Source organism: Pseudomonas sp. SCA2728.1_7 (assembly GCF_018138145.1).
Taxonomy (GTDB): domain Bacteria; phylum Pseudomonadota; class Gammaproteobacteria; order Pseudomonadales; family Pseudomonadaceae; genus Aquipseudomonas; species Aquipseudomonas koreensis_A.
Genome location: NZ_CP073104.1, coordinates 975,281 through 1,000,445, shown reverse-complemented (window position 1 = coordinate 1,000,445; position 25,165 = coordinate 975,281). Strand labels below are relative to the sequence as shown.

General features: G+C 58.5%; 19 protein-coding genes and 1 pseudogene. 6 read left to right on the top strand and 14 right to left on the bottom strand.

Features of this window, described 5'->3' with window-relative positions; all coding sequences use genetic code 11:
* Window positions 1-18: 18 nt before the first annotated feature.
* Window positions 19-882, bottom strand: coding sequence for a DUF4123 domain-containing protein (locus KBP52_RS04335; RefSeq protein WP_212622173.1), 864 nt, complete (start codon window positions 880-882; stop codon window positions 19-21).
* On the bottom strand, window positions 873-2,927 hold the full coding sequence (locus KBP52_RS04330; protein WP_212622172.1) for a type VI secretion system tip protein VgrG: 2,055 nt from the start codon (window positions 2,925-2,927) through the stop codon (window positions 873-875). Before KBP52_RS04330 ends, KBP52_RS04335 begins: the two co-directional genes overlap by 10 nt.
* 374 nt (window positions 2,928-3,301) lie before the next feature.
* On the opposite strand from KBP52_RS04330, the gene KBP52_RS04325 reads away from it, so the two are divergent.
* The gene (locus KBP52_RS04325; RefSeq protein WP_212622171.1) at window positions 3,302-4,603 is read left to right on the top strand and encodes an OprD family porin; all 1,302 of its coding nucleotides are present in this window, start codon (window positions 3,302-3,304) and stop codon (window positions 4,601-4,603) included.
* A 143-nt stretch (window positions 4,604-4,746) separates the two neighbouring features.
* Here the strand turns inward: KBP52_RS04325 and KBP52_RS04320 are convergent, their stop codons facing one another.
* The 12 genes from KBP52_RS04320 to KBP52_RS04265 all read right to left on the bottom strand — a co-directional run bounded on the left by KBP52_RS04320 (window position 4,747) and on the right by KBP52_RS04265 (window position 18,339).
* A complete protein-coding gene (locus KBP52_RS04320) occupies window positions 4,747-5,367 on the bottom strand; it encodes a hypothetical protein (protein WP_116028949.1) in 621 nt (206 codons plus the stop codon).
* 45 nt (window positions 5,368-5,412) lie between these two features.
* Window positions 5,413-6,351, bottom strand: coding sequence for a carbohydrate kinase (locus KBP52_RS04315; protein WP_123595631.1), 939 nt, complete (start codon window positions 6,349-6,351; stop codon window positions 5,413-5,415).
* A 13-nt stretch (window positions 6,352-6,364) separates the two neighbouring features.
* Entirely contained in the window at window positions 6,365-7,861 is a 1,497-nt protein-coding gene (xylB, locus tag KBP52_RS04310) for a xylulokinase (protein WP_212622170.1), read from the bottom strand.
* A gap of 419 nt (window positions 7,862-8,280) precedes the next feature.
* Window positions 8,281-9,753, bottom strand: coding sequence for a mannitol dehydrogenase family protein (locus tag KBP52_RS04305; protein ID WP_212622169.1), 1,473 nt, complete (start codon window positions 9,751-9,753; stop codon window positions 8,281-8,283).
* Between the two features lie 15 nt (window positions 9,754-9,768).
* A complete protein-coding gene (gene ugpC, locus KBP52_RS04300) occupies window positions 9,769-10,872 on the bottom strand; it encodes a sn-glycerol-3-phosphate ABC transporter ATP-binding protein UgpC (protein ID WP_123595639.1) in 1,104 nt (367 codons plus the stop codon).
* Between the two features lie 163 nt (window positions 10,873-11,035).
* Window positions 11,036-11,866 carry a carbohydrate ABC transporter permease gene (locus KBP52_RS04295; protein WP_212622168.1) on the bottom strand — a complete coding sequence of 277 codons (831 nt, stop codon included), beginning with the start codon at window positions 11,864-11,866 and terminating at the stop codon, window positions 11,036-11,038.
* An 8-nt stretch (window positions 11,867-11,874) separates the two neighbouring features.
* On the bottom strand, window positions 11,875-12,801 hold the full coding sequence (locus KBP52_RS04290; protein ID WP_095121016.1) for a sugar ABC transporter permease: 927 nt from the start codon (window positions 12,799-12,801) through the stop codon (window positions 11,875-11,877).
* A 154-nt stretch (window positions 12,802-12,955) separates the two neighbouring features.
* Complete coding sequence (locus KBP52_RS04285) at window positions 12,956-14,266, bottom strand: sugar ABC transporter substrate-binding protein (RefSeq protein ID WP_212622167.1); 1,311 nt, start codon at window positions 14,264-14,266, stop codon at window positions 12,956-12,958.
* A gap of 343 nt (window positions 14,267-14,609) precedes the next feature.
* Window positions 14,610-15,515 carry an AraC family transcriptional regulator gene (locus KBP52_RS04280; protein ID WP_077573033.1) on the bottom strand — a complete coding sequence of 302 codons (906 nt, stop codon included), beginning with the start codon at window positions 15,513-15,515 and terminating at the stop codon, window positions 14,610-14,612.
* A 68-nt stretch (window positions 15,516-15,583) separates the two neighbouring features.
* Window positions 15,584-16,471, bottom strand: a complete 888-nt coding sequence (locus tag KBP52_RS04275) for a phospholipase (protein WP_212622166.1) — start codon at window positions 16,469-16,471, stop codon at window positions 15,584-15,586.
* Between the two features lie 119 nt (window positions 16,472-16,590).
* The gene (locus tag KBP52_RS04270; RefSeq protein ID WP_212622165.1) at window positions 16,591-17,901 is read right to left on the bottom strand and encodes a glycosyltransferase; all 1,311 of its coding nucleotides are present in this window, start codon (window positions 17,899-17,901) and stop codon (window positions 16,591-16,593) included.
* Window positions 17,902-17,970: 69 nt separating this feature from the next.
* Entirely contained in the window at window positions 17,971-18,339 is a 369-nt protein-coding gene (locus KBP52_RS04265) for a response regulator (RefSeq protein WP_212622164.1), read from the bottom strand.
* Between the two features lie 262 nt (window positions 18,340-18,601).
* Here KBP52_RS04265 and KBP52_RS04260 point away from each other — a divergent pair.
* The 5 genes and pseudogenes from KBP52_RS04260 to KBP52_RS04240 all read left to right on the top strand — a co-directional run bounded on the left by KBP52_RS04260 (window position 18,602) and on the right by KBP52_RS04240 (window position 25,147).
* Window positions 18,602-22,094 (top strand): annotated as a pseudogene (locus KBP52_RS04260) (response regulator).
* Window positions 22,094-22,927: a protein-glutamate O-methyltransferase CheR gene (locus tag KBP52_RS04255; RefSeq protein WP_123595650.1), complete on the top strand. Its 834-nt coding sequence runs from the start codon at window positions 22,094-22,096 to the stop codon at window positions 22,925-22,927. Before KBP52_RS04260 ends, KBP52_RS04255 begins: the two are co-directional and overlap by 1 nt.
* Window positions 22,924-23,517 (top strand): chemotaxis protein CheB, encoded by a 594-nt coding sequence (locus KBP52_RS04250; protein WP_212622163.1) that lies wholly within the window; start codon window positions 22,924-22,926, stop codon window positions 23,515-23,517. The genes KBP52_RS04255 and KBP52_RS04250 overlap by 4 nt, the downstream gene beginning before the upstream one ends.
* Window positions 23,511-24,725: a hybrid sensor histidine kinase/response regulator gene (locus KBP52_RS04245; protein WP_077573026.1), complete on the top strand. Its 1,215-nt coding sequence runs from the start codon at window positions 23,511-23,513 to the stop codon at window positions 24,723-24,725. The genes KBP52_RS04250 and KBP52_RS04245 overlap by 7 nt, the downstream gene beginning before the upstream one ends.
* Before the next feature lie 44 nt (window positions 24,726-24,769).
* Window positions 24,770-25,147, top strand: coding sequence for a response regulator (locus KBP52_RS04240; RefSeq protein WP_003225116.1), 378 nt, complete (start codon window positions 24,770-24,772; stop codon window positions 25,145-25,147).
* Window positions 25,148-25,165: the final 18 nt, after the last annotated feature.

Sequence of the window (25,165 nt, the reverse complement as noted above, 5' to 3'; positions counted from 1 at the left end):
TTCTTTACGGACGGGTCATCAAGCAGCGCTGGTAGTCAGTTGCTGCAATTGTTGCACTTTGATGAACGACTCTTCCCTGGATTGCAGGATGGCCATTGCCTGAGGCTGCGTCTCGAGCAGCGGGCCGTTGGTGATTTGGCCCAGCTTCAGTAAATGACGACCTTCGTAAATGTTGTGGGCAACCAGCACGTTGAGGTTTTCCACGAGGTTGGGCAGCTGTTCGTCGGTGGGTTCACCGTAGGCAGTGTATTGCTCGTCTGCCCAGTAAACCCAACCCAGATGCTCCTGAACCTTTGGCGCTGTTGGCGGCAGGTTGAACGCTGAGACGTCGCCCAGCCATTCAAGTTCCGAAACGGGGCGCCAACTGAACCAGCGACCGCGATTGCGCCCGAAGTGGACCGGTGCCGGGCTGTAAACGTGTTGCCAAGGGCCGAAAAGCTGATGCGAAGTTTCACCAGCGGTGTAGGCCAGCGCGGCCCACAGGCTTGGCTTGTGATAGCTCAACAGGCTTTGGCCACCGGAGCCATCGTTGGCACGCAGGAGCCAGCGGGCATGTGCCAGTGCCTTGGCTGGATCTGTTGTGGAGAGGGCAATGCCGGAGAAATTTTCTTCGCAGAGCTTTGCCGCTTCGGCTGCGAGTCGACTGCCCCACGGGGCGACCAGCCAGAGAGGACCGTCAGCGGCAATTTCAGCGAAGTTGGTGTTGAGAAACAGACCTTGCGTGTCTACGGGCTCGCCGACACGGTACAGGCGGCTCATGGCTTCCGGCTGACGGACGCGATCAATGATGAAACACAGGGTCAGGTCGGAGCTTTCTCTCGGCAATTCCTCGAACCCATGGCGTGGCGCTTCGAGGAGGGCGCTTAGCGCTTTTACATGCATGTGCAATCCTTACGGCTGCAGGCGCCGTTGCTTTGTTTTCCGCACAACGGCGTGATACCCGACTCGTTCAAGCGTTTGGGCAGCGGGATAGGGACCGTACCGGCCTTATCCGCATCCGCTACCTTCATCGGTCCCGGCAGCAATGGTGCCGCAGGCGTCCCAACCCCCGGCGAGCCGCCGGTATTGATCTTCACTTCCGCGCCGCTGATGGTCACTCCACCCGCATCGACCTTGACGAAACTCCCGCCAGCCTTGGCCGTGAGTTCCATCGCACCTTCGATCACAACCTTCTGGCCGGCGTAGTAATGGATTTCTGACCCAGCCTCAACAAACTGCGCGGTCCCGACCTTCAGATGCTGAGTCACCGCCACCGTCAAGTGATCATCCGCACGCATCTCGCTAATCCGATCAAGATGGGTAATCCGGTGCTCTTCAACCTTGAATTCGCTCAGCGTGTTGGCTTCAACGGTGTCATGCCGTTCGTTGCCCACCCGAATCTTCTGGTCGTGCTCGATGTTCTCGTCCCAGTCGCGCTGGGCGTGGATGTAGATCTGCTCGGCGCCTTTCTTGTCTTCGATGCGGAACTCGTTGTAGCCCTTGCCGCCCGGTGAGCTCAGGGTTTTGAAGGTGCTGCGGGTCTTGTTTGCCGGCAGGTCGTAGGGGACGACGTTTTCCTTGTGGTACAGGCAACCGGTGACTAGTGGCTGGTCGGGATCGCCTTCAAGGAAGGTGACGAGGACTTCCATGCCGATGCGCGGGATGGCGATGCCGCCATACGCCGCGCCGGCCCAGCCGCTGGCGACGCGCATCCAGCAGGTGGTTTTGTCGTTGGACTGGCCGTCGCGGTCCCAGTGGAATTGCACTTTGATGCGGCCGTATTGGTCGCAGTGGATTTCTTCGCCTGCGGGGCCGGTGACGACAGCGGTCTGGCTGCCGAGCACTTTTGGTTTCGGGTGTTCGAGGGCAGGGCGGTAGTGCGCGTCCCACGGGGTGGCGAGGAAGCTGTTGCGGTAGCCCTGGTGGAAATCGCTTTTGTTGTCGGTGACGTCGCTGGTGACGTTTTCGCCGAGGACTTGCGGTTGTTTGCCTTCGTGGAAGACTTCCAGCAGCAGCCACAGGTCGTTCCATTCGGCGCGCGGGTGTTCGGCGAGCGTGAGGAAATGGCCGCTGGTGAGGGTCGGTTCGTCACCTTTGCCTTCGGCGAGTTTGTAGTCGCTGCGATGGCGTTCGAGGGCGCGGGTGGAGAGGAACTTGCCGCGCTCGCGGGTGGTGAAGCGGCCGGGGTAGTCGTAGTCCTCGAGGTCCGGGGCGAACTCGGTTTTGACCGCGCCTTCGGGGAGGATCTTCGGTTTTTCGAAGTCGTAATCGCGGCGGCTGACGCGGGTGGTGCGGGTTTCCAGACGCAGGTTGAAGCGTTTGATCACCGGTTTGTCGGCGGCCATGCCGGAGTCTTGCTGGTAGCTCACCGGTTTCAGCTTGCGGAACACGGTCTGGTCGTCGCCGAACACCAGTTTGTGGCCGCTGCTGCTGTGCTGGAAGTGAAAGTGAATACCTTCTTCTTCGCACAAGCGCTGGATGAAATGCAGGTCGGATTCGTCGTACTGCACGCAGTAGTCGCGTTCCGGGTATTCGGCGCCGAGCTGAAAGCTGTAGGCGTCGGCGAGAATGCCGCGATCTTCCAGCACCTGAGCGATGATCTTCGGTACGGTCAGTTGCTGGAAAATCTGCTGATCGTGGTTGTGCCGCAGGTAGGCCAGTTGTGGCACCAGACTGAGGCTGTAACGGGTCAGGGTCTTGCCGGAGTCGCCTTGCTCGATGCGATAGACCAGACCGTGGATCTTGCCTGCGCCGGTGGCGCCGAAAGTCAGGACGCCGGGCTTGTGCAGCAGCTCTTCGAGTTTCAGGTCGGGGCGGGCGCTGACGAGTTCGAGGTCGAAACGGAACGGTTCGTTGAGGGCTTCGCGACCGGTGAAGCTGAGGACTTGCAGGTCGGCGTTGGCGCCTTCAAGCGTGAGGGTAATGTGGGTTGCGTTGGCGTCCAGCATGCCTTGAATTCCGTCCGTTGAATAAGCAGGTGACGGATGATGGAGGATTAAGCGGCCTCGTTCAAGGCACAAAAGCCGTAGGTCTGGCAGGTTTGCGGTATAGGGAAAACCCTTAGGTGAGGTGTTTCGCCCAATGAAACCGGGCGTTTGCTGCGAATTGGCGTTGATTGCCGGCAACTTTTCCCACGACCCTGGGTTGAAGAATCCTCAGTCAGATTCAGACTAAAGTCGCCTGTAGCCCGTCAAAGCCATCTGCCATCATTGCCGCTCACCCCTGCGTGTTCACTTTCTCCTGGTTCAATTCGACCCGGGACGGGAGCTATTTTTCTGGCTTGTTGCGCGCTTGCGCAAACGCTGCATTGTTGGAGTTTTTCATGCGTCCCCCATTTCCCCTCATCACCCCGCGCCAGTCGTTTGGCTTCGGAGCCGTTGTGCTGTGCGCAGGTTTTACCGCACAGGTTCAGGCCAGCGGATTTTTTGAAGACACCACGGCGAAAATCGAATCGCGCACGGTGTACTTCAACCGCGATTTCCGTGATGGGCACACCACGAACGATCAGGGCGCGTCCAAGCGTGAAGAGTCGGCACAGGGTTTTATTCTCAACCTGCAATCGGGCTACACCGACGGTACCGTGGGTTTTGGTATTGATGCGCTGGGCATGCTTGGCTTTCAACTCGATTCCAGCCCGGACCGCAGCAACAGCGGCTTGCTGCCTTCCAGCGGCAACGATCCACGCGGCTCGAAAGGCCAGTACGCGAAAATGGGCCTGACCGCCAAGGTCAAGATTTCGGACACGGTGCTGAAGTACGGCGCGTTGTTGCCGGATCTGCCGTTGCTGAAATACAACGACGGTCGTTTGCTGCCGACGATGTTCAACGGCGCCATGCTCACCTCTAAAGAGCTGAAAGACCTGACCTTCATGGCCGCGCGTCTGGACAAGTACACCGCGCGTGATTCCACCGATTCGCAAGACATCCGCGTTCACTGTAAAAACAAACGTTATGCCTGCAACACCACCGCCGACCATTTCGACATGTACGGCTTCGACTACAAGATCAATGATCGCCTGACTGCGCAGTATCACTACGCCGAATTGGAAGACATTTATCGTCAGCACTTTGTCGGGCTGTTGGGTAATCAACCGTTAGGCGGCGGTGTACTTAAAGCGGATCTGCGCGTGCTGAAAAGTGCCGACAGCGGTGATGCCAAGGCCGGTTCCATCGATAACCGGGCGTTGAGCGGCATGCTCTCTTACGCGCACAGCGGCCACACGTTCAGCGCCGGTTGGCAGCGTATGAACGGCGACAATTCGATGCCGTACCTCGATGGCAGCAATCCGTATCTGGTCAACTACGTGCAGGTCAACGACTTCGCCGCTGCGCAGGAACGCTCCTGGCAACTGCGTTATGACTATGACTTCAAGGCCATTGGCATTAATGGTTTGAGCTTCCTGACGCGTTATGTGAACGGTGATCACATCAAGGTTTTGGGCAGTGATCAGGAAGGCAAGGAGTGGGAACGTGACAGCGAGTTGAAGTATGTGATTCAGACGGGCACGTTCAAGGATGTGAGTTTGCGTTTGAGGAATGCGACGTATCGCACCAATTACGAGAAGTTTGCCCGGGATGTGGATGAGACCCGGTTGATTGTGAGTTATAGCTTTTCGGTGTTGTAGGTCTTGGATGTGTAGTGCTTGATCGGGCGCTATCGCGAGCAGGCTCACTTCTACAGGGGATCTTCAGTGGACGCGGATATCGTGTTCAACATTGATCCATTGTAGGAGTGAGCCTGCTCGCGATGAGGCCCTTGAAGTCACCGTTACAACCAATGCCAGAACCGGCTCCAGAACCCCCGATTCAAATCCTCTTTGCACCCGGCATATTGCCGCGCATACACGTCCGAGCGGTTCTGCACTTTGCGCGCCGTCGGCATCAGCCAGGCTTTGCTCGCGTAAGTCTTGTTGCGAAACCCGCCCCAGCCTTCGTGGTAGTTGAGGTACTGGTTATAGGCGTCGTACTTGTAGACGCCGTTGATCGAATAGGTCTTGTCCATGTACCAACCGACAAAGTCGATGGCATCGTCGAAGTCTTCGCGATCGGCGCCGCTGCGGCCGGTGCTTTTCTGGTAGTCGGCCCAGACTTCATCTTTGGCTTGCGCATAACCCGAGGCGGTCGAGACGCGGCCCCACGGGATCACCCACAGCAGGTATTTGCGCGGGGTCTTGGCGTCGTAGCGGTAGCCGGATTCCTGATACATGATCGCGAAGGGCACCTGAATCGGCACGCCCCAGCGTTTTTGCGTGACTTGCGCAGCGTCGTACCAGTCGCTTTTTTCCCGAAAGATTTCGCAGATGTCTTCCGGCGAACGGGGCGGCGAGGTGCCGCACCCGCTCAGTAGCGTTGCCAGTGTCAGTAGTCCAAGCGTCTGCCCGTAATTCAAAAGCCGTTATCCCGTCGTGCGCAAAAAGGCCGACAGTCTACGCGCTCAGCTCAATTGGTGACGATAGGGCAGATCCGGGCCGGTCTTGCTGCAGGTCAGCGCGGCGGCTTGTACGGCGAACCTGAGCATGGCGTCGATCTGCTCGCGAGCGAGTTGCTGCACGCCTTCGACCGAATCCAGACCGTGCTCGGTCAGCCAGGTGATCAGCGCGGCCTGGAAGGTGTCACCGGCGCCAACGGTGTCGGCAATCTTCACCGAGGCCGCCGGCACTGACCAGTTGCCATGCTGGCGGCTGAACACACTGGCACCGTCGCCGCCACGGGTGAGGAAAACGATCTGGCAGCGATGTTCGAGCCAGCCTTCGATCACGCGTTGCGGGTCTTGTTCGGGGTAGAGCAGGCTCAAGTCTTCGTCGCTGACCTTGATCAGATCGGCCAGTGGCACCAGCGTCGCGATGCGTTCGCGCCACAGGTCGATGTTCGGCTCGGGATTGAGGCGCACGTTCGGGTCAAGGCTGATCAGGCGTTTGCCGCTCTCGCGCTGCACCAAGGTCAGCAAGGTGTCGCCGATCGGCTGCACGACCAGCGAGAATGAGCCAATGTGCAAGCCGCGCACCTCAGGGCCCAACACCGGCAGATGCGCAAGATTCAGTTGCCGATCGGCACAGCCTTCACCACGAAAGCTGTAGTGCGGCGAGCCATTGGCACCGACGGCGACCATGGCCAACGTGGTCGGTGCGGCGAAGTCCACCAGATAGTCCGGGCGCACACCTTCGTCCTGCAGCACTCGCTGCAAGCGGCGGCCGAGGTAGTCGGTGGACAGCCCGCCGAACAGGGCCGAGTCCACGCCCAAACGGCGCAAACCGACGGCGACGTTGAACGGCGAGCCGCCGGCAATCGCCTTGAAGTTCACTTTCGAAGCCAGACCGCTGGCGTCGTCTTCACTGAAAAAATCAAACAGGGCTTCGCCACACACCAAATACATAATTGTTTGCTCTTTATAGGGTTGCGACATGCTGTTGATAGCGTTCATAGGCCTGCTGAAACGCCGCGACGTTGGCGGCAATCGGCAGGGTTTCACTGCTGGAATCGAGTTTCACGCAGCGCTGGCACAGGTCGGCGAGGGTGTCTTCGTGGCCGTTCGACCAGGATTTACACCACGCCGCTTGAATCGCCGCGCCGAGGGCGGCGGCTTCGCTTTGTTCGGTGCAGATCACCGGGGTGTTCATGATGTCGGCGACGATCTGCCGCCACACCGCGCTTTTCGAACCGCCGCCGATCAGGCAAATGCTGCGGCTTTGTAAACCATTCTGGCGGAGCAAATCCAGCCCGTAGCGCAAACCGAAGGTGGTGCCTTCGACGGCGGCGCGGCACAGATTGGCCTGGGTCAGGTTGTCCAGCGTCAAGCCGTGCAGGCTGCCGGTGGCGTGGGGCAGGGCGGGGACGCGTTCGCCGTTGAGGAACGGCAGCATGCTCACGCCGTCGGCGCCGATGGGGGCTTGGGCGACGAGGTCGTTGAACTGCCGCAGGTCGAGGTCGAACAGCTCGCGAATCGCGCCGGTGGCGTTGGTCAGGTTCATGGTGCAGATCAGCGGCAACCAACCGCCGCTGGACGAGCAGAACGTCGCGACCGAGGCGTCCGGGCTGACTTTCGGCACTTCGGAATAGGCGTACACCGTGCCGGAAGAGCCGAGGCTCATGGTGATCGCGCCGGGCTGAATATTGCCGGTGCCGATGGCGCCCATCATGTTGTCGCCGCCGCCGCTGGAGACCAGCGCATTGGGGTTGATGCCGAGGTGTTCTGCGATGGCCGGGAGGAGGGTGCCGACGTTTTGGTGCGCATCGATCAGCTCTGGTAGCGCCGCTTGCAGGCGTCCGCTGGCGTCGATGTCGCGCAGCAGCTGCAAGTCCCATTGGCGCGTGCGCACGTTGAAATAGCCGGTGCCGGAGGCGTCGCCGTACTCACTGCAGGCGCGACCGGTGAGCCAGAAGTTCAGGTAGTCGTGGGGCAGCAGAATGCGTGCGATGCGTGAGAACACCACGGGGTGCTGTTCTTTGGTCCAGAGCAGTTTCGACACGGTGTAGCCCGGCGCGATAACCACGCCGAGGCGTTCCAGCGAGCCTTTTTCACCGCCCAGATGAGTGAGTAGGCGGTCGTTCTCGGCGCTGGTTTCGGTGTCGCACCAGAGCTTGGCCGGGCGCAGGACTTCACCTTGATCATCGAGCAGGACCAGACCGTGCTGCTGGCCGGAGACGCCGATGCCGAGGATCGACTGGCCGTCGACATTCGCCGCGAGTAATGCACGGCGAGTGGCGAGGGCGAAGGCTTCCAGCCATTGCTGGGTGTCTTGCTCGCGGCGGCCGTTGGCGCCGCTGATCATTGTGTGTGCGGCGGCGCCTTGGCCAAGGACTTGACCGCTGATGGCGTCGAGGATGATGGCTTTGGTGCCTTGGGTGCCGCAGTCGATGCCGAGGAACAGTTGTTGTGTTGTCATGTGTGAACCACTCGGGGTGTGGTGAGGATCAAGAGCTTACCCCCTCACCCCAGCCCTCTCCCCCAAGGGGGCGAGGGGGAAGGGAGCCGATCGGGGGCTGTTCAAAACCTGAATTCGACTGTGGATCTCTCAATCAGGGGCTTTTCAAATTTTTTGTTCGACTGCGGATATCTCAATCAGGGGCAGTTCAACATCTGAGTTCGACTGCGGTGCTCTCAATCAGGTGCTGTTCAAACCCTGAGTTCGACTGCGGTTCTCTCAAACCGGGGCTGTTCAAAAGCTGAGTTCGACTGCGGTGCTCTCAATCAGGTGCTGTTCAATACCTGAGTTCGACTCCGGACTTTCAGGTCGATGTATTCCGCAAGAACGCCTCGGTCAGTTCCCTCTCCCTCCGGGAGAGGGCTAGGGTGAGGGGCTTTTCAATCCAGAATCCGCTGCAAAGTCCGTGTCACACCCTGTTCACGCAAGCTATTGCAGCACCACTCAAACGCCGCCACAAACTCCGCCGAACGCGGAATCGCCGTGCCAAAAATCTCTTCGACCGCCAACAACCGCTGCGTGATTAAAGCATCATCCGCCACCAACGCCTGACAAAAAGCCGCGCGCGGATCCGGGATCGAATAGGTATCACCATTCTCATCAACCCCCTTCAAATACAACGCCCACGCCGCCACCACCAACGCCGCGCGCTTGGTCTCCTGCCCATCGGCAATCAACCGGTTGATGGTAGGAATGGTGAACTTGGGAAACTTCGACGAACCGTCCGAACACACCCGCTCCAGTTGATCGGCAATCGCCTGATTGGAAAACCGCGCCACCAGGGTGTTTTTGTATTCGGTCAGATCAATGCCCGGCACCGGCGCCAGTTGCGGGGTCACGTCGAGATCCATATAAGCACGCATATAGCGCACGAACAGCGGGTCATTCATGGTCTCGTGCACAAACCGATAACCCTTCAAAAAGCCCAGATAGGTCAGCGCCAGGTGGCTGCCGTTGAGCAGTTTGATTTTCATCTCTTCATACGGCGAAACATCGTCGGTGAACTGCACGCCGACCTTTTCCCAAGCCGGGCGGCCGTTGACGAATTTGTCCTCCAGCACCCACTGCACGAACGGCTCGCAGACCACCGGCCAGGCATCGTCGACGCCGTGTTTATCGGCCAGTTGCAGGCGATGCGCGGTGCTGGTCATGGGAGTGATGCGGTCGACCATGGCGTTGGGGAAACTGACGTTGGCGTCGATCCAACTGCACAGATTGCTATTGCGCAGCGTGGCAAAGGCCAGCAGCGCCTTGCGCGTCACGGCGCCGTTGTGTGGCAGGTTATCGCACGACATCACGGTAAACGCCGGGATGCCCGCCGCCCGGCGTTTTTCCAGGGCTGCACACAAAAAGCCGAACACGGTTTTCGGCGTATCCGGGTTAGCCAGATCGTGCTGAATCTGTGGCAGGTGCGCCATGAATTCGCCGTTGCTGTCGTCGATGCAATATCCACCCTCGGTGATGGTCAGCGAGACGATACGGATTTGCGGGTCGGCGAGTTTGTCGATCAGCGCCTGGGCGCCGTCCTCGGCCAGCAGCATGTCGCGAATCGCGCCGATCACGCGCACTTCGGTGTCGTCGCTGTCACCGAGTTCGAACAGGGTGAACAGGTAATCCTGCTCCTTGAGATCGTCGCGGGCGCGGCGGTCTTCGGCACGCAGGCCAACTCCGCAAATGGCCCAGTCGAGCGCTTCGCCGGTGTTCATCAGGGCGTCGGTGTAATACGCCTGATGCGCGCGGTGAAAACCGCCGACGCCAATGTGGGCGATGCCCTGGCGCGTGTCGTTGAGGCTGTAGGCCGGCAATTGCACTTCGCTGGCCAGACGATGGAGATTCTGTTGATTGAGTTTCATCGGGAGTTCTCGAAGTCAGGCCGCAGCACGCAGAGGACGGGTCAACGCGATACCTTCGGCATCGAATAAATGGCACTGAGCCGCGTCCAGGTGCAGGCTCAATTGTTCGCCGTAACGGCTGGCCAGATCACCGCGCACGCGCATGGTCAGGGCTTCGCCGGCGTTGGTGGTGACGTGGCAGAAGGTGTCGCTGCCCAGGCGTTCGCTGACGTCAGCGGTGACTTGCAGGGTGCAATCACCGGGTTGCGCCAGTTCCAGATGTTCCGGGCGAATGCCCAGGGTCACGGCGCTGCCGACACTGAGGTTGGCGGCGTTGAACGGCAGGGTGATGCGCGTACCGGCGTCCAGCGAGACTTCGCAGCTCTGGCCATCGACGCGGGCAATCTTGCCTTTGAGGAAGCCCATTTTCGGCGTGCCGAGGAACCCCGCGACGAACAGGTTCGCCGGGTTGTGATACAGGTCCAGCGGCGAGCCGACCTGTTCGATCTTGCCGCCATTGAGCACCACGACTTTATCGGCCATGGTCATCGCTTCGACCTGATCGTGGGTCACGTAGATCATCGTCGCTTGCAGATCCTTGTGCAGACGCAGCAGCTCGAGGCGCATCTGCACGCGCAGCGCGGCGTCGAGGTTGGACAGCGGTTCGTCGAACAGGAAGATTTTCGGATTGCGCACGATCGCGCGACCAATCGCCACCCGCTGACGCTGACCACCGGAAAGCTGTTTCGGCTTGCGCTCAAGCATCGGCCCGAGTTCGAGAATCCGCGCCGCTTCGCCGACTTTTTTCTCGACTTCGGCTTTCGGCACGCCGGCCAGATCGAGGGCGAAGGACATGTTTTTCTTTACGGTCATGTGCGGGTACAGCGCGTAGGTCTGGAACACCATCGCCAGATCGCGCTTGGCCGGGCTGACTTCGGTGATGTCGCGGCCATCGAGTTCGATGGTGCCGTCGCTGACTTCTTCCAGACCCGCGATCAGGCGCAACAGGGTGGATTTGCCGCAGCCCGAGGGACCGACGAAGACCACGAATTCCTTGTCATTCACTTCCAGGTCGATGCCCTTGATGATGGAGAAGCCTTCGAAGCCTTTTTGCAGATTCTTGATTTTCAGGTTGGCCATGATGATGGGCCTCCGCAATTTATTATTCAGTTGAATCGAACGCGTTTTTGTAGGAGTGAGCCTGCTCGCGATAGCGGAGTGTCATTCAACAATGATGGCGACTGACACGCCCTCATCGCGAGCAGGCTCACTCCTACAGGGGAATGTGTTGGGTTCGGGATGTTCATTTCACGGCGCCAAAGGAGAGGCCGCGCACCAGTTGCTTCTGGCTGATCCAGCCGAAGATCAGAATCGGCGCACAGGCCAGGGTCGATACCGCCGACAACTTGGCCCAGAACAAACCTTCGGGACTCGAATACGAGGCGATCAAAGCGGTCAGTGGCGCAGCTTTCGACGAGGTCAGGTTCAGCGACCAGAACGCCTCGTTCCAGCACAGAATCAGCGACAGCAACACGGTCGAAGCAAGTCCACCCTTGGCAATCGGCAGCAGCACGCGGACCATTTCCTGCCACAGTGTGGCGCCGTCGAGGCGGGCGGCTTCGAGGATGTCTTTGGGGATGTCCTTGAAGTAGGTGTAAACCATCCAGACCACGATCGGCAGGTTGATCAGCGTGTAGATCACGATCAGCGCGATGTGCGTATCGAGCAGGCCGAAACTCTTCGCCAGCAGGTAGATCGGCATCAGCACGCCCACCGGCGGCAGCATCTTGGTCGAGAGCATCCACAACAGCGTGCCTTTGGTGCGCTGGGTTTCGTAGAACGCCATCGAGTAAGCGGCGGGCACCGCGATCAGCAGGCACAGGGCTGTAGCGCTGAAGGAAATCACCACCGAGTTCCAGGCGAAACTGAAGTAATCGCTGCGCTCATTGATGTGCAGGTAGTTCTCCAGCGTCGGCGTGAAGATGAACTGCGGCGGCGTGGCGAACGCGTCGATTTCGGTTTTGAAACTGGTCATCACCATCCAGAAGATCGGGAAGAAGATCACGATCGCGATGGCCCAGGCCAGGGTGCCGAGCAGCAGGCTTTGCAGCCGGCGGGATTGTTGGAGAGTCATGGCAGGCCTCAGGCTTTGTCAGTCAGGTTTTTGCCGATCATCCGCACCAGAATGATCGCGGCGATGTTGGCGATGACCACGGCAATCAAGCCGCCCGCCGAAGCCATGCCGACGTCGAACTGCACCAGCGCCTGGTTGTAGATCAGGTAGGCGAGGTTGGTCGAGGCGTAGCCGGGGCCGCCGTTGGTGGTGGTGAAAATCTCGGCGAACACTGACAGCAAGAAGATCGTTTCGATCATCACCACCACGGCAATCGGCCGCGCCAGATGCGGCAGGGTCAGGTGCCAGAAGATCGCGATCGGCCCGGCACCGTCGAGGCGCGCGGCTTCTTTCTGTTCCTGGTCGAGGGACTGCATGGCGGTCATCAGAATCAGGATGGCGAAGGGCAGCCACTGCCACGAGACAATGATGATGATCGACAGCAACGGGTAGTGCGCGAGCCAGTCCACCGGTTGCGCGCCGAACAGCTTCCAGATGTAAGCGAGGATCCCCGAGACCGGATGGAAAATCAGGTTCTTCCAGATCAGCGCACCGACCGTGGGCATGATGAAGAACGGCGAAATCAGCATGACTCGCACAATGCCACGGCCGAGGAATTCGCTGGCCTCGAGCAACGCGCTGATCAACACGCCCAACACCACACTGATCAGCAACACGCTACCGACCAGCAACAGTGTGTTGGTGGCGCCGGGCATGAAGCCCGAATCAGTCAGGAAATAGCTGAAGTTCTCCAGCCCGACGAATTCGTTTTCGCCGGGGTAGAGCAGGTTGTAGCGGATCATCGAGAAGTAAATGGTCATGCCCAGCGGCACGATCATCCACAGCAGCAACAGGGCCACCGAAGGGCTGACCAGAAACCAGCCGGGATTGCGTACGCGGACCTTGCGCGCAGGCTGCGACAGGTCGAGGTGGGCTTTGGCAGTTGAAGTATTCATGGCGATCACAACCGAGTCATACAGACCTATGGAGATCTAATGTAGGAGTGAGCCTGCTCGCGATAGCGGTTTTCCATCCAACACCGTCGGTGACTGATACACCGCTATCGCGAGCAGGCTCACTCCTACAAAAGGCAGGAGCGAGCTGTTGCGGTTACTTGGGATAACCGGCGCGCTTCATCTCGCGTTCAGTGGTTTGCTGGGCGGCAGCCAAGGCTTGATCCACCGTGGTCTGGCCGATCAGCGCCGCCGAGAACAGCTTGCCGACCTGGGTGCCCACGGCCTGGAACTCAGGAATGGTCACTAGTTGAATGCCAATGTACGGCACCGGTTTCAGCGTCGGTTTGCTAGGGTCAGCCACTTTCAACGATTCCAGGGTCACCTTGGCGAACGGCGCCGCGCTCATGTAAGCGTCGCTGTAGGTCGAGGCGCGAGTCCCCGGCGGTACGTTGGCAATGCCGTCAGTCTTGGCCACCAGGTCGCCGTACTCTTTGGACGTTGCCCAGGCGCTGAATTCTTTAGCGGCGTCTTTGGCTTTGGAACTGGTCGGAATCGCCAGCGCCCACGAATACAACCAGGCCGAACCTTTGTCAGTCACTTGATGTGGGGCAAAAGTGAAACCGACGTGATCGGCAACCTTGCTCTGGGTCTTGTCGGTAACGAACGAACCGGCGACGCTGGCATCGACCCACATTGCGCATTTGCCGCTGTTGAACAGTGCGAGGTTTTCGTTGAAGCCGTTGCTGGAAGCGCCCGGCGGGCCAGATTTCTTCATGGTGTCGACGTAGAAGTTCAGCGCGTTTTTCCACTCAGGGCCGCTGAATTCCGGTTTCCACTGCTCATCGAACCAGCGTGCGCCGTAAGCATTGGCGACGGTGGTGATCAGCGCCATGTTCTCGCCCCAGCCGGCCTTGCCGCGCAGGCAGATGCCGTACTGCTCCTTGTCCTTGTTGGTGAGTTTTTCGGCGAACCCGGCGATCTGTTCCCAGGTCGGACGCTCGGGCATGGTCAGCCCGGCATCCTTGAACAGGTCAGTGCGGTAATAGGTGATCGAGCTTTCCGCGTAGAACGGCAAGGCGTACAGCGAACCCTTGACTGACAGGCCTTCACGCACCGACGGGAACACGTCGTCGAGGGCGTAACTGGCCGGCAGATCCTTCATCGGCTCCAGCCAGCCTTTGGCACCCCACAGTGCGGCTTCGTACATGCCGATGGTCAACACGTCGAACTGCCCGCCCTGAGTGGCGATGTCGGTGGTCAGGCGTTGGCGCAGGACGTTTTCTTCCAGCACGACCCAATTGAGCTTGATGTCCGGATTCTCGGTCTCGAAGGTTTTCGAGAGTTTTTGCATGCGGATCATGTCGCTGTTGTTGACGGTGGCGATGGTCAGGGTCTGGGCGCCAAGGCTGACGCTGCTGAGGGTCATGCAGGTGAGGGCAAGCAGAGCTTTTGCAGTGGGTTGCATCGTGCACTCCTTTTCTGCACCCGGTGGGTAACAGAAGGACAGTTATTGTTTTTGTGTCTTCCTGTGCAGGAAGAATGTGCGCTGATTACAGCCTTCAATCGCGGGGCTGACAAATCATCCCTAACACTTTTGTCGATACTTTTTTGCACTGGGCTTTGACGTGGTGAATGCAGAGAAGGGCTTTTCAGCGCCGAGGTGCTATCGAATGCGTACAGGTTTCTGATGCCGACACAGCCCCTTGTAGGAGTGAGCCTGCTCGCGATAGCGGAATGTCGGCCAACATTTCTGCAAGCTGACCCACCGCTATCGCGAGCAGGCTCACTCCTACAGGGGAATTGCGTTGTCAGTGGTGGTTTTGTTCAGTCAGGCGCTGCACGGCGAGCCGCCGGTAATGCGACGGCGTCATTCCTTTAAGCTGCTGAAAGCGCCGATTGAAGTTGGAAATATTGTTGAACCCCGATTCAAAGCACACCTCGGTCACCGGTTTGTCGCCGTCGGCCAGCAGTTCGCAGGATTTGCTGATGCGCAGGCGATTGACGAACTCGATGAAATTGCGCCCGGTGGCTTGTTTGAACACCCGGCTGAAATAGGTCGGTGTCATGCCCAGATGCTCGGCGACTTCTTCCAGCGAAATATCGCGGGCGTAGTGGCTGAAAATGTAATCGACCGCCCGGTTGGTGCGATCGATATTGTGCTCATCGGCCAGTTGCGGAGTGGTGGCGCCGGACAACAACTGAAAATCATCGCTGGCGGCAAGCAACTCCATCAGGATGAAAAAGTGCCCGAGGCGGGTAATGCCCTTGCTGTCGGCGATGCGTTGCATGAGCGTCATGGCCTGGCGGATGGTGCGCTTGCAGCGAAACTCGATGCCGTACTGCGCGCGCTCCAGCAGGGGCGCCAGGGTTTTCAGTTCGGCAAACACCTGGTGGCCACTCTCGAACAGCTCGTCGGTGAAGTTGACCAGCATGTCGCGCTTCTCAACGACCTCGTCCTCGGCCACCTGGCTGATCCAGTTGTGCGGCAAGTTAGGGCCGGTGAGAAACAGGGTTTCTGGGTAAAAATTGCCGATGTAGTCGCCGATGAACACCTTGCCGGAGCTGGCCACGATCAAGTGCAGCTCGTATTCCTTGTGGAAATGCCAGCGCACCAGCGGGCACGGAAAACCGTGCTGGCGGTAGATGATGGACAAGCCGTTATGGTCATCCATCAACTCGTAAGAAGGGTCGGTCACGCGGGCGGTTCGGGTCATGGCGAGCTACTTTTCTTGTTATCGCCTGCCGATCATGCCTCGTTTCTCGGGGTGTGCGCCAGCTTCACTCAAACGGCCCGTTCGTGAACCATGCTGCGGGACTTATCAACGGCTTTTTCCTGATTGACCCGCTGGCAGAAACGCACAATGTTCGAGTTTTTAATAAAGTCGAAATTGATGATGTTGCACTTTTTTGCCCAGTCGGATTTGTCAGGGTCGAACCACATGTCGAGATCGTCGAGAATCCGTTGAGGGCCGCCAAGGGTAAAACTGGTTGCCGACAGCGACCATGGGTATAACGTGCTTTTGTGGATTTTCAATACTTCTTTGATATAACCCTGCAGGTCTTGCGCACTGACAAGCTGTTTATTGATCCACATATGCTCGATTCTTCCATAAATTCGATAATCCTGTGTTTCCCAGGACATCGGGGCTGCCACCATTATTCTTTGCAATGGACTGATTGCCTTGAGCTGGCCGAGGGTCATATGCAGATTCCGATTGGGAATCATTCGTTCACCCAGATGTTCCAGTATCAACGCCTGAAACTCGGAATGATCAAAAGGATCCTTGCCATTTCCCAGTTCATGAAAGTCCAGAATGATGAACTCATTGGTGTTTCTTTCATAAAAGCCTTTCAAGTCACGTACAAGTTCTTCGAGCGTACGAGAAGAAAGATAGCCGTTGTGGTGAAAACGAAACTTAGCCAGACCTGTCGCCTTGTTATCGACCGTCAGGCGTACATCGAGGGCCCGCGCGCCGCGATTCAGCTGTGAATAGAAGGATACGTCCTGACAGGCGAGCCAGTTCTTGCCGGGGATCAGCGCATAACTCGCTTCCCCGTCGCAGCCGGCATTATGTGTGCCTGGCAAGGTCAGTTCAAAAAGCGACAAGTTGTCAATTTGCGGTGTGTCGGCCATCCATTGGGAGGCCTGGAAATTTTCAAGCTGGTTCATGTTATACATCCTGCGATGGATTTAAAGTTTGTAGGAGGTTTTGCGCGCAGGATGTTTATAACGGTTGTCGGTTAATTGGCAAAGTTGGCTTTTAATGCAAGTCGTGTAGAAGTCATTGCTTATGAATTTTGCACTTGTTGGCTGCTGTTGTTTTTTGCTTCAATCCATTGCGACATATATTGAGTGCTTTTGTGGGCGTGATGGCGAAGCATGCTGCCCGTGAAGTTTTTCGCTCTAAGGCTATGCAGGTGTTGTTGGCAATAACGCAGTTTCTCTATCAATGCAAAGCCATGTACCGACTGTGGGTAGCGTTGTTTCAATAGCGTATATCCTGCCAGACGGGCTTCCTGCCAACGTGCCTCGTCGTTATAAAGCGCCACGGCATTGTTGGCGAACTCGACGGCGCTGCTCGTAACTGCACCGGGCCACGCGTGATCGCCATGCATGGCCTCGGCACCCACCGGTGTCGTGACGCTGGGCGTGCCACACAGCATGGCATCAATCAGTTTGCCCTTGATCCCGGCACCAAAGCGCAAAGGCGCCAGGCAGACCCGTGCGGCAGACATGACCTGCAACGCATCTTCGGCCCAATTCATGATGTGGAAGCCTTCGCTGGCGTTATGCAGTGCGGTGGCTTTCGGCGGCGTATACGCGCCGTAGATGTGCAGTTGGGCCCGGGGCAATTGCTCGCGAATCAGCGGCCAGATCGTGGTTTTCATCCACAGCACGGCATCCCAGTTGGGCGCATGACGGAAGTTGCCGATGCTCAAGAAGTTCGCCCTGTCTGCAAATATGGCAGGTGCGGCCGCAGGCGGATCGATCATCAACGGGCACCAGTGCAGCAACTGCCGAGGCAAACCGAACTGCTCGATCAGCAATTCGATTTCCACTTCCGAGATCATCAGGTTCAGATCGCAACGATACAGTGCGGCAATTTCGCGCTTGGCCAGATCGGTTTCGGCCATCAGTCCGAATTCATCGCGCAGGTCTGGGGCAAAGACATCACTGAAATCATTCTGGTCAGGATTGACCTTGAGGCGCGACTTGAGTCGCTGATGACGCGCATGCCGCAGGCTTTGCAGGTCGGAAGTCTCCAGCACGCGCAGCGCCTGAGGACAGTGCTTTTCAACCCGCCAGCCGAACTGCTCCTCCATCATGAACTGGTCGAACAAGACGATGTCCGGTGCCAGTTCGCTAATGAATGCATCGAAGCTGCTGTTGTTGAGTTCGATCGGCACCTCGCGGATCCCCAACGCCGTCAGGTCGGCCTTGTGCTCGCCTGGACCGGCCGGGCTGCTGAACGTGATCTGCCAGCCTTGCTGCAAAAACGTTTCAAGGATCTGCATGACATGCCCGCTGGCAGCCGAAGAGCGTGGTTCCGGCCAGACGTAGCCAATAACCAGGACTTTGGTGGAGGGGGCTTGGTTCATGCGCGGGTATTCCTTGAGGCGGGCTGTGGCAAAAAAAGGCGCGCAATTAAACCACAGGTCGCCCGGTACTCAGGTGTTCTGGTCGAGAACAGCCTTGACCTTGTCGCGCAGTTGATCGATCGAGAACGGCTTGCCGATAACGTGCATGCCCGCCGGAACATCAATCGATTCTGCGTAACCACTGGCGAACAGGATCGGCAGGGCGGGGCGCAGTTTGCGTGCTTCGGTCGCCAGTTGGCGGCCATCCATGCCCGGCAGACCGACGTCGGTCATCATCAGGTCAATGTGTTTGGTGGCGTCCTTGAGAACCTGCAGAGCCTGTTCGCTGCCGTCAGCTTCGAGCACCTCGAACTCCAGCTCCTCGAGCACATCGACAATCAGCATGCGCACGATGTTGTCGTCTTCTACGACCAGGATGGTGGATGGGGTGGCAGACATATTAAGGCTCTCGAAAGTCAGTTCAGGGTCGCCGGTCGATCAAAAGTGCCGGGCTCTTTCATCAGTAAGTGGCGCAGTGCCACAAGTTCCCCGCCCGAGACAAAAAAGCATAGCCGCAGATGGGGCCGCAAGGATAACTGTTCGGGGGCGCGAACATGCCGGTGAGCGTAGGAATTTGCTGCGAAAGGTGTGAGAAAAATGGATCCACGCCGTCGTTTTGGGGCAAACTGCCTGTTTTTCAACAGTTCGACAAGGCTGCCCCATGTCCTCTCCGTCTACGGTTGATGAGCAACGGTTTCGCAAACTCCTGAGTCGCAACATCAGTCTGCCTTTGGGCGTCGGTGTGCTCAGTGCCGTGTTCTTCGTGTCGCTGATCACTTATCTGCTGTCGGTGATCCAGTGGGTGGAGCACACCGACCGGGTGATCAATAACGCCAACGAAGCGGTGAAACTTACCGTGGATCTGGAAACCGGCATGCGTGGTTTCCTGCTCAGCGGTGACGAGCACTTCCTCGATCCGTATGAAACGGCCAAGCCACGCATCGCCGTGGCGCTCAACACCTTGCTTGAATTGACCGCCGACAACCCGGTGCAAACCGATCGCTTGCGCCGTCTGCAAGCCTTGCAGATCGAGTGGGCCAATTACGCACAGTCGATGATTGATCTGCAGCGTTCCAGCGGCGATTACCGGGGCGCGGTGAAGGCCGGACGCGGCAAGCGCCTGACGGACGAAATCCGCAAGCAATTCGAAGATGTCATCGAGACCGAACAGGTTTTGCGCACCACGCGCAATGAAGACGTGCGCCGCACCACGATCTGGAGCATCAGCCTGTACCTGCTGTTCATTGCCGGTATCAGTGGCTTGCTGGCCTATATCGGCCGTCGCGATCTGGTCAATCTGTCGACCAACTACAGCGCCAACATGGCCGCACAGCAAGCCAGCGCCGAGCGCCTGGAGCAACAGGCGTGGTTGCGCAATGGTCAGACCGAACTGGCCGAGCAGGTGCTGGGGCAACTGACGCTGAATCTGTTGGGACGCAATATTCTGCAGTTCTGCGCGCAATACCTCGGCACCGCCGTCGCCGCGCTGTATGTGCGGGAAGAGCACGGTGGCCTCAAGCGTGTCGCCACTTACGGCTTCTCCCGCGAGCAGGAAGAGCAGGACCAGTCGATCTACAGCGGCGAAGGTATCGTTGGCCAAGTGGCGCAGCAGGCGCGGCTGATTCGTCTGGATTCGGTGCCGTCGGACTATTTCAAAGTCAGTTCAGGGCTGGGCGAAGGCTTGCCGCACAGCGTGCTGGTGGTGCCGACCAGCGATGACGATCGGGTCAACGGCGTGATCGAACTGGGTTTCCTGCGTCCGCTCAATGACCGCGATATTGAACTGCTGGAGCTGATTGCCGGCAACATCGGCACCTCCATCGAAGCTGCACGCTACCGTCAGCGTTTGCAGGAGGTGCTGGCGGAAACCCAGCAGCTCAACGAAGAGTTGCAGGTGCAGCAGGAAGAGCTGAAAACCGCCAACGAAGAACTGGAAGAGCAGTCGCGGATTCTCAAGGAATCCCAGGCGCATCTGGAAACCCAGCAAGTCGAACTGGAACAGACCAACGAGCAGCTTGCCGAGCAGGCGCAGACTTTGGCCGAGCAGCGCGACGCCATGGACCTGAAGAACACCGAACTCAATCAGGCCCAGGTACAGCTCGAAGAACGCGCCGAAGAGTTGCAGCGCTCGAGCAAGTACAAGTCCGAATTCCTCGCCAACATGTCCCACGAACTGCGCACGCCGCTGAACAGTTCGCTGATTCTGGCCAAATTGCTGGCGGAGAACCCGCAGGACAACCTCAGCGCCGAACAGGTCAAGTTTGCCGAGTCGATCTATTCTGCCGGCAACGATCTGCTTAACCTGATCAACGACATTCTGGACATCTCCAAGGTCGAGGCGGGCAAGCTCGAAGTGATTCCCGAGAACACCAGCGTCGCGCGCCTGGCCGAGGGCCTGCGCAATGTGTTCGAGCCGTTGGCGGCAGACAAGCAGCTGACCTTCAGTGTCGATTTGCAACCCGGCACACCGGCGATGTTGTTCACCGACCGACAGCGTCTGGAGCAGGTGATCAAGAACCTGCTGTCCAACGCCGTGAAATTCACCGAGAAGGGCACCGTCAGCCTGACCATCGCTGGTCAGCCGGATGATCGGATTGCGTTCATTGTGCGTGATTCGGGTATTGGCATTGCCGCTGATCAGCAGGAGAGCATTTTCGAAGCGTTCCGCCAGGCCGACGGCACCACCAACCGCAAATACGGCGGCACTGGTCTGGGCCTGTCGATTTCGCGGGATCTGGCAAACTTGCTCGGCGGTTCGATCAGCGTCAGCAGCGCGCCGGGGCAGGGCAGTGTGTTCACGTTGGTGTTACCGCAACAGTTCGACGAGTCCAGCGACGTACCGTTTGCGCCGTTGACCTTTACTCCGCCAGCGGCGGCGGCCAGCGCGCCATTGGCGCCGGTGGTTTCGCCGTTGGCGCCGGTGCACATTCCGCGCTTCGCCGACGACCGCGACAAGGCGCCATTCGCCACGCGTTGCATTCTGGTGGTGGAAGACGAGCCGAACTTTGCGCACATCCTCTACGATTCTGGCGCATGAACTCGGTTATCAGTGTCTCGTGGCCCATGGCGCAGACGAAGGTTATGACCTGGCAAAAGAGTTTGTGCCGGACGCGATTCTGCTCGACATGCGCCTGCCGGATCACTCTGGCCTCACCGTGTTGCAGCGCCTGAAAGAGCACGCTGAAACCCGCCACATTCCGGTGCATGTGATTTCCGTCGAGGACCGCGTCGAAGCGGCGATGCACATGGGCGCCATCGGTTACGCGGTCAAGCCGACCACCCGCGAAGAGCTCAAGGACGTGTTCGCCCGCCTCGAAGCCAAGCTGACCCAGAAGGTCAAACGCGTGCTGTTGGTCGAGGACGACGATCTGCAGCGCGAAAGCATTGCCCGACTGATTGGCGACGAAGACATCGAAATCACCGCCGTTGGCCTCGCGCAGGATGCTTTGGAGCTACTGCGCACGACGATCTACGACTGCATGGTTATCGATTTGAAGCTGCCGGACATGCTCGGCAACGACCTGCTAAAGCGCATGTCCACAGAGGATATCTGCTCGTTCCCGCCGGTCATCGTTTACACCGGGCGCAACCTGACCCGCGATGAAGAAGCCGAACTGCGCAAGTATTCGCGCTCGATCATCATCAAGGGTGCACGTTCGCCGGAGCGTTTGCTGGACGAGGTCACACTCTTTCTGCACAAAGTCGAATCGCAGTTGTCCCATGAACGGCAGAAGATGCTCAAGACCGCGCGCAGCCGCGACAAGGTCTTCGAGGGTCGCAAGGTGCTGCTGGTGGACGACGATGTGCGTAACATTTTCGCCCTCACCAGCGCTCTGGAGACCAAAGGTGCAGTCGTGGTCATCGGCCGTAACGGGCGTGAGGCGATTGAAAGACTCAATGAAGTCGAGGACATCGATCTGGTGTTGATGGACGTGATGATGCCGGAAATGGACGGTTTCGAAGCCACCATTGAAATCCGCAAGGATCCGCGCTGGCGCAAGCTGCCGATCATCGCGGTGACGGCCAAGGCCATGAAGGACGATCAGGAGCGCTGCCTGCAGGCGGGCGCCAATGATTACCTGGCCAAGCCCATCGACCTGGATCGGCTGTTCTCGTTGATTCGCGTGTGGTTACCGAAGATGGAACGCATTTAGTGGAAAGCAGTACGCCAGCCGAACGAAACAGTGAAATCGAACTGCGCTTGTTGATCGAGGCGATTTACCTCAAGTACAGCTACGATTTTCGCGATTACTCCGGCGCTTCGATCAAGCGCCGGGTGCAGCACGCGCTGAGCCAGTTCGAGTGCGCGACCATTTCCGCATTGCAGGAAAAGGTTCTGCACGATCCGACGGCGTTCATGCAGTTGCTGCAATTGCTGACGATCCCGGTCAGCGAAATGTTTCGTGACCCGTCGCACTTCCTCGCCATTCGCAGGGAAGTGGTGCCGTTGCTGCGCACGTATCCGTCGATCAAGATCTGGATCGCCGGGTGCAGCACGGGCGAGGAGGTCTATTCGATGGCGATTCTGCTGCGCGAAGAAGGCCTGCTCGATCGCACGATCATCTATGCCACCGACATCAACCCGCGCTCGCTGGACAAGGCCAAGCAGGGGATTTTTTCGATGGAGAATGTTCGCGCGTACACCGCCAACTATCAGCAGGCCGGTGGTCAGCGCTCGTTTGCCGACTACTACACGGCAGCGTACGGTTACGCGATTTTCGACAAGAGCCTGTGCGAAAACGTGACCTTCGCCGACCACAGTCTGGCGACCGACAGTGTGTTCTCCGAAACCCAGTTGATTTCCTGCCGCAACGTGCTGATCTACTTCAACAAGAAGCTGCAGGATCGGGCGTTTGGCTTGTTCCATGAATCGCTTTGCCATCGTGGCTTTCTGGTGCTCGGCAGTAAAGAGACGCTGGATTTTTCCAGCTATGCCAACCAGTTCGAAGCGCTGGTGAAACAAGAACGGATCTACCGCAAAACATGAACGAGGCCGTGGATTTACCTCGCGTCGAGGCGATTGTGGTCGGTGCTTCCGCCGGTGGCGTTGAGGCTTTGCTCGCGCTGCTCGGGCCGCTGCGCCAAGGCTTCGTGCTGCCGATCATCGTCGTGCTGCACCTGCCCGAAGAGCGCCGCAGTCAATTGGCTGAGGTGTTTGCCCGGCGCCTGATGCTGCCGGTGGAAGAGGCGACGGACAAGCAGGACATCGCTCCCGGGACGGTTTATTTCGCCACGCCGGGTTATCACCTGTCGGTGGAGCAGGATCGCAGCCTGTCGCTGAGTCTTGAGGACCGCGTGCATTATTCCCGGCCTTCGATCGACTACCTGTTTGAATCGGCCGCCGACGCGTACGGTTCATCACTGGCCGCTGTCCTGCTGACCGGCGCCAATCACGATGGCGCGCGCGGGCTGGCGCAGGTCAAACGCTGTGGCGGATTGACCATTGTCCAGGATCCCGAAGAGGCGCAAGTCGCCACCATGCCCCAGGCTGCACTGAACATTCAGCAGCCGGATCATGTCCTACCCATTCACGGCATCGGCCGTCTGCTTGTCGAGCTGGAACGAATCGCATGCTGAGTAATATCCAAGCCAAACTGCTGATCGTCGACGATCTGCCGGAGAACCTGCTGGCACTCGAAGCGCTGATCAAGCGTGAAGACCGTACTGTCTACAAAGCGTTGTCGGCGGACGAAGCACTGTCGTTGCTGCTGCAACACGAGTTCGCCATGGCCATCCTCGACGTGCAGATGCCGGGCATGAACGGCTTCGAGCTCGCCGAGTTGATGCGCGGCACCGAGAAAACCAAGAACATCCCGATCATTTTCGTCAGCGCCGCCGGCCGTGAACTCAATTATGCGTTCAAGGGTTACGAGAGCGGGGCGGTGGACTTTCTGCACAAACCGCTGGATATCCATGCGGTGAAGAGCAAGGTCAATGTCTTCGTCGATCTGTACCGCCAGAGCAAGGCGATGAAGCAACAGCTCGAAGCGCTGGAACAGGCTCGACGCGAGCAGGAAGCGCTGCTGCAACAACTGCAGAGCACTCAGCTGGAATTGGAGCAGGCAGTGCGCATGCGCGACGACTTCATGTCCATCGTCGCTCACGAAGTGCGTACGCCGCTCAACGGCCTGATCCTCGAAACCCAGTTGCGCAAGATGCACCTGGCCCGAGATAACGCCGCGGCGTTCACCCTCGACAAGATGCACGCCATGGTCGACCGCGATGAGCGGCAGATCAAAAGCCTGATCCGCCTGATCGAAGACATGCTCGACGTTTCACGCATTCGTACCGGCAAGTTGTCGATCCGCCCGAGTCGTTTCGATCTGGTGCAACTGGTGAGCAACCTGCTGCAAAACTTCGCGGCACAGATCGAAGCCGCTGAAACCGAAGTGTCGTTCACCGCGCCAGCGCCGGTGGAAGGCAACTGGGACGAGTTCCGCATCGAGCAGGTGGTCACCAACTTGCTGACCAACGCCCTGCGCTACGGCGGTCGCAGCCCGATTCAGGTGCGGGTTTACCGTGAAGGTAATGAGGCTCGGGTCGAGGTGCAGGACCGTGGCATCGGCATCAGCCAAGAGAACCAGAAGCGTATTTTCCAACAGTTCGAACGGGTTTCCGCCAAGACGGTAGTGGCCGGGCTCGGGCTGGGTCTGTTCATTTCCGAACAGATCATCGCCGCCCATGGCGGCTCCATCGTCGTCGAGAGTGAAATCAACGAAGGCGCCCTGTTTCGCGTTTGTCTGCCAATTCAGGAAAACGGCACATCCGACGCAACCTCTGATTGACCGTACGGTCGTATCAGCAGCTATTGACCGAACAAAGGCTTCCCATGAGCGTAGATGCACAAGATGTAGTACTCGTCGTCGAGGACGAACCGGTTATCTTGATGGTCCTGACGGATTACTTGTCAGGGCAGGGGTATCGCGTGTTGCAGGCGGAAAACGGCGAGCAGGCGTTCGAGATTCTTGCGAGCAAGCCGCATCTGGACATGTTGATCACCGATTTCCGTCTGCCGGGCGGGATCTCCGGCGTGCAGATCGCTGAACCGGCGGTGAAATTACGCCCGGACCTGAAGGTGATTTTCATCAGCGGTTATCCGCAGGAAATCCGCGAAACCGGTAGCCCGATCACGCGCAAGGCGCCGATCCTGGAAAAGCCGTTCGACCTGGATGTGTTGCAGGAAAAGATTCAGGAATTGCTTGCCTGACCACCCGGCCTGCTTCAG

Bases quoted from the DNA above. Each gene is read 5' to 3' on its own strand.
- KBP52_RS04335 (WP_212622173.1), bottom strand. From the start codon at position 882: ATGCATGTAAAAGCGCTAAGCGCCCTCCTCGAAGCGCCACGCCATGGG.
- KBP52_RS04330 (WP_212622172.1), bottom strand. From the start codon at position 2,927: ATGCTGGACGCCAACGCAACCCACATTACCCTCACGCTTGAAGGCGCC.
- KBP52_RS04325 (WP_212622171.1), top strand. From the start codon at position 3,302: ATGCGTCCCCCATTTCCCCTCATCACCCCGCGCCAGTCGTTTGGCTTC.
- KBP52_RS04315 (WP_123595631.1), bottom strand. From the start codon at position 6,351: ATGTATTTGGTGTGTGGCGAAGCCCTGTTTGATTTTTTCAGTGAAGAC.
- xylB (WP_212622170.1), bottom strand. From the start codon at position 7,861: ATGACAACACAACAACTGTTCCTCGGCATCGACTGCGGCACCCAAGGC.
- KBP52_RS04305 (WP_212622169.1), bottom strand. From the start codon at position 9,753: ATGAAACTCAATCAACAGAATCTCCATCGTCTGGCCAGCGAAGTGCAA.
- ugpC (WP_123595639.1), bottom strand. From the start codon at position 10,872: ATGGCCAACCTGAAAATCAAGAATCTGCAAAAAGGCTTCGAAGGCTTC.
- KBP52_RS04295 (WP_212622168.1), bottom strand. From the start codon at position 11,866: ATGACTCTCCAACAATCCCGCCGGCTGCAAAGCCTGCTGCTCGGCACC.
- KBP52_RS04290 (WP_095121016.1), bottom strand. From the start codon at position 12,801: ATGAATACTTCAACTGCCAAAGCCCACCTCGACCTGTCGCAGCCTGCG.
- KBP52_RS04285 (WP_212622167.1), bottom strand. From the start codon at position 14,266: ATGCAACCCACTGCAAAAGCTCTGCTTGCCCTCACCTGCATGACCCTC.
- KBP52_RS04280 (WP_077573033.1), bottom strand. From the start codon at position 15,515: ATGACCCGAACCGCCCGCGTGACCGACCCTTCTTACGAGTTGATGGAT.
- KBP52_RS04275 (WP_212622166.1), bottom strand. From the start codon at position 16,471: ATGAACCAGCTTGAAAATTTCCAGGCCTCCCAATGGATGGCCGACACA.
- KBP52_RS04270 (WP_212622165.1), bottom strand. From the start codon at position 17,901: ATGAACCAAGCCCCCTCCACCAAAGTCCTGGTTATTGGCTACGTCTGG.
- KBP52_RS04265 (WP_212622164.1), bottom strand. From the start codon at position 18,339: ATGTCTGCCACCCCATCCACCATCCTGGTCGTAGAAGACGACAACATC.
- KBP52_RS04250 (WP_212622163.1), top strand. From the start codon at position 22,924: ATGAACGAGGCCGTGGATTTACCTCGCGTCGAGGCGATTGTGGTCGGT.
- KBP52_RS04245 (WP_077573026.1), top strand. From the start codon at position 23,511: ATGCTGAGTAATATCCAAGCCAAACTGCTGATCGTCGACGATCTGCCG.
- KBP52_RS04240 (WP_003225116.1), top strand. From the start codon at position 24,770: ATGAGCGTAGATGCACAAGATGTAGTACTCGTCGTCGAGGACGAACCG.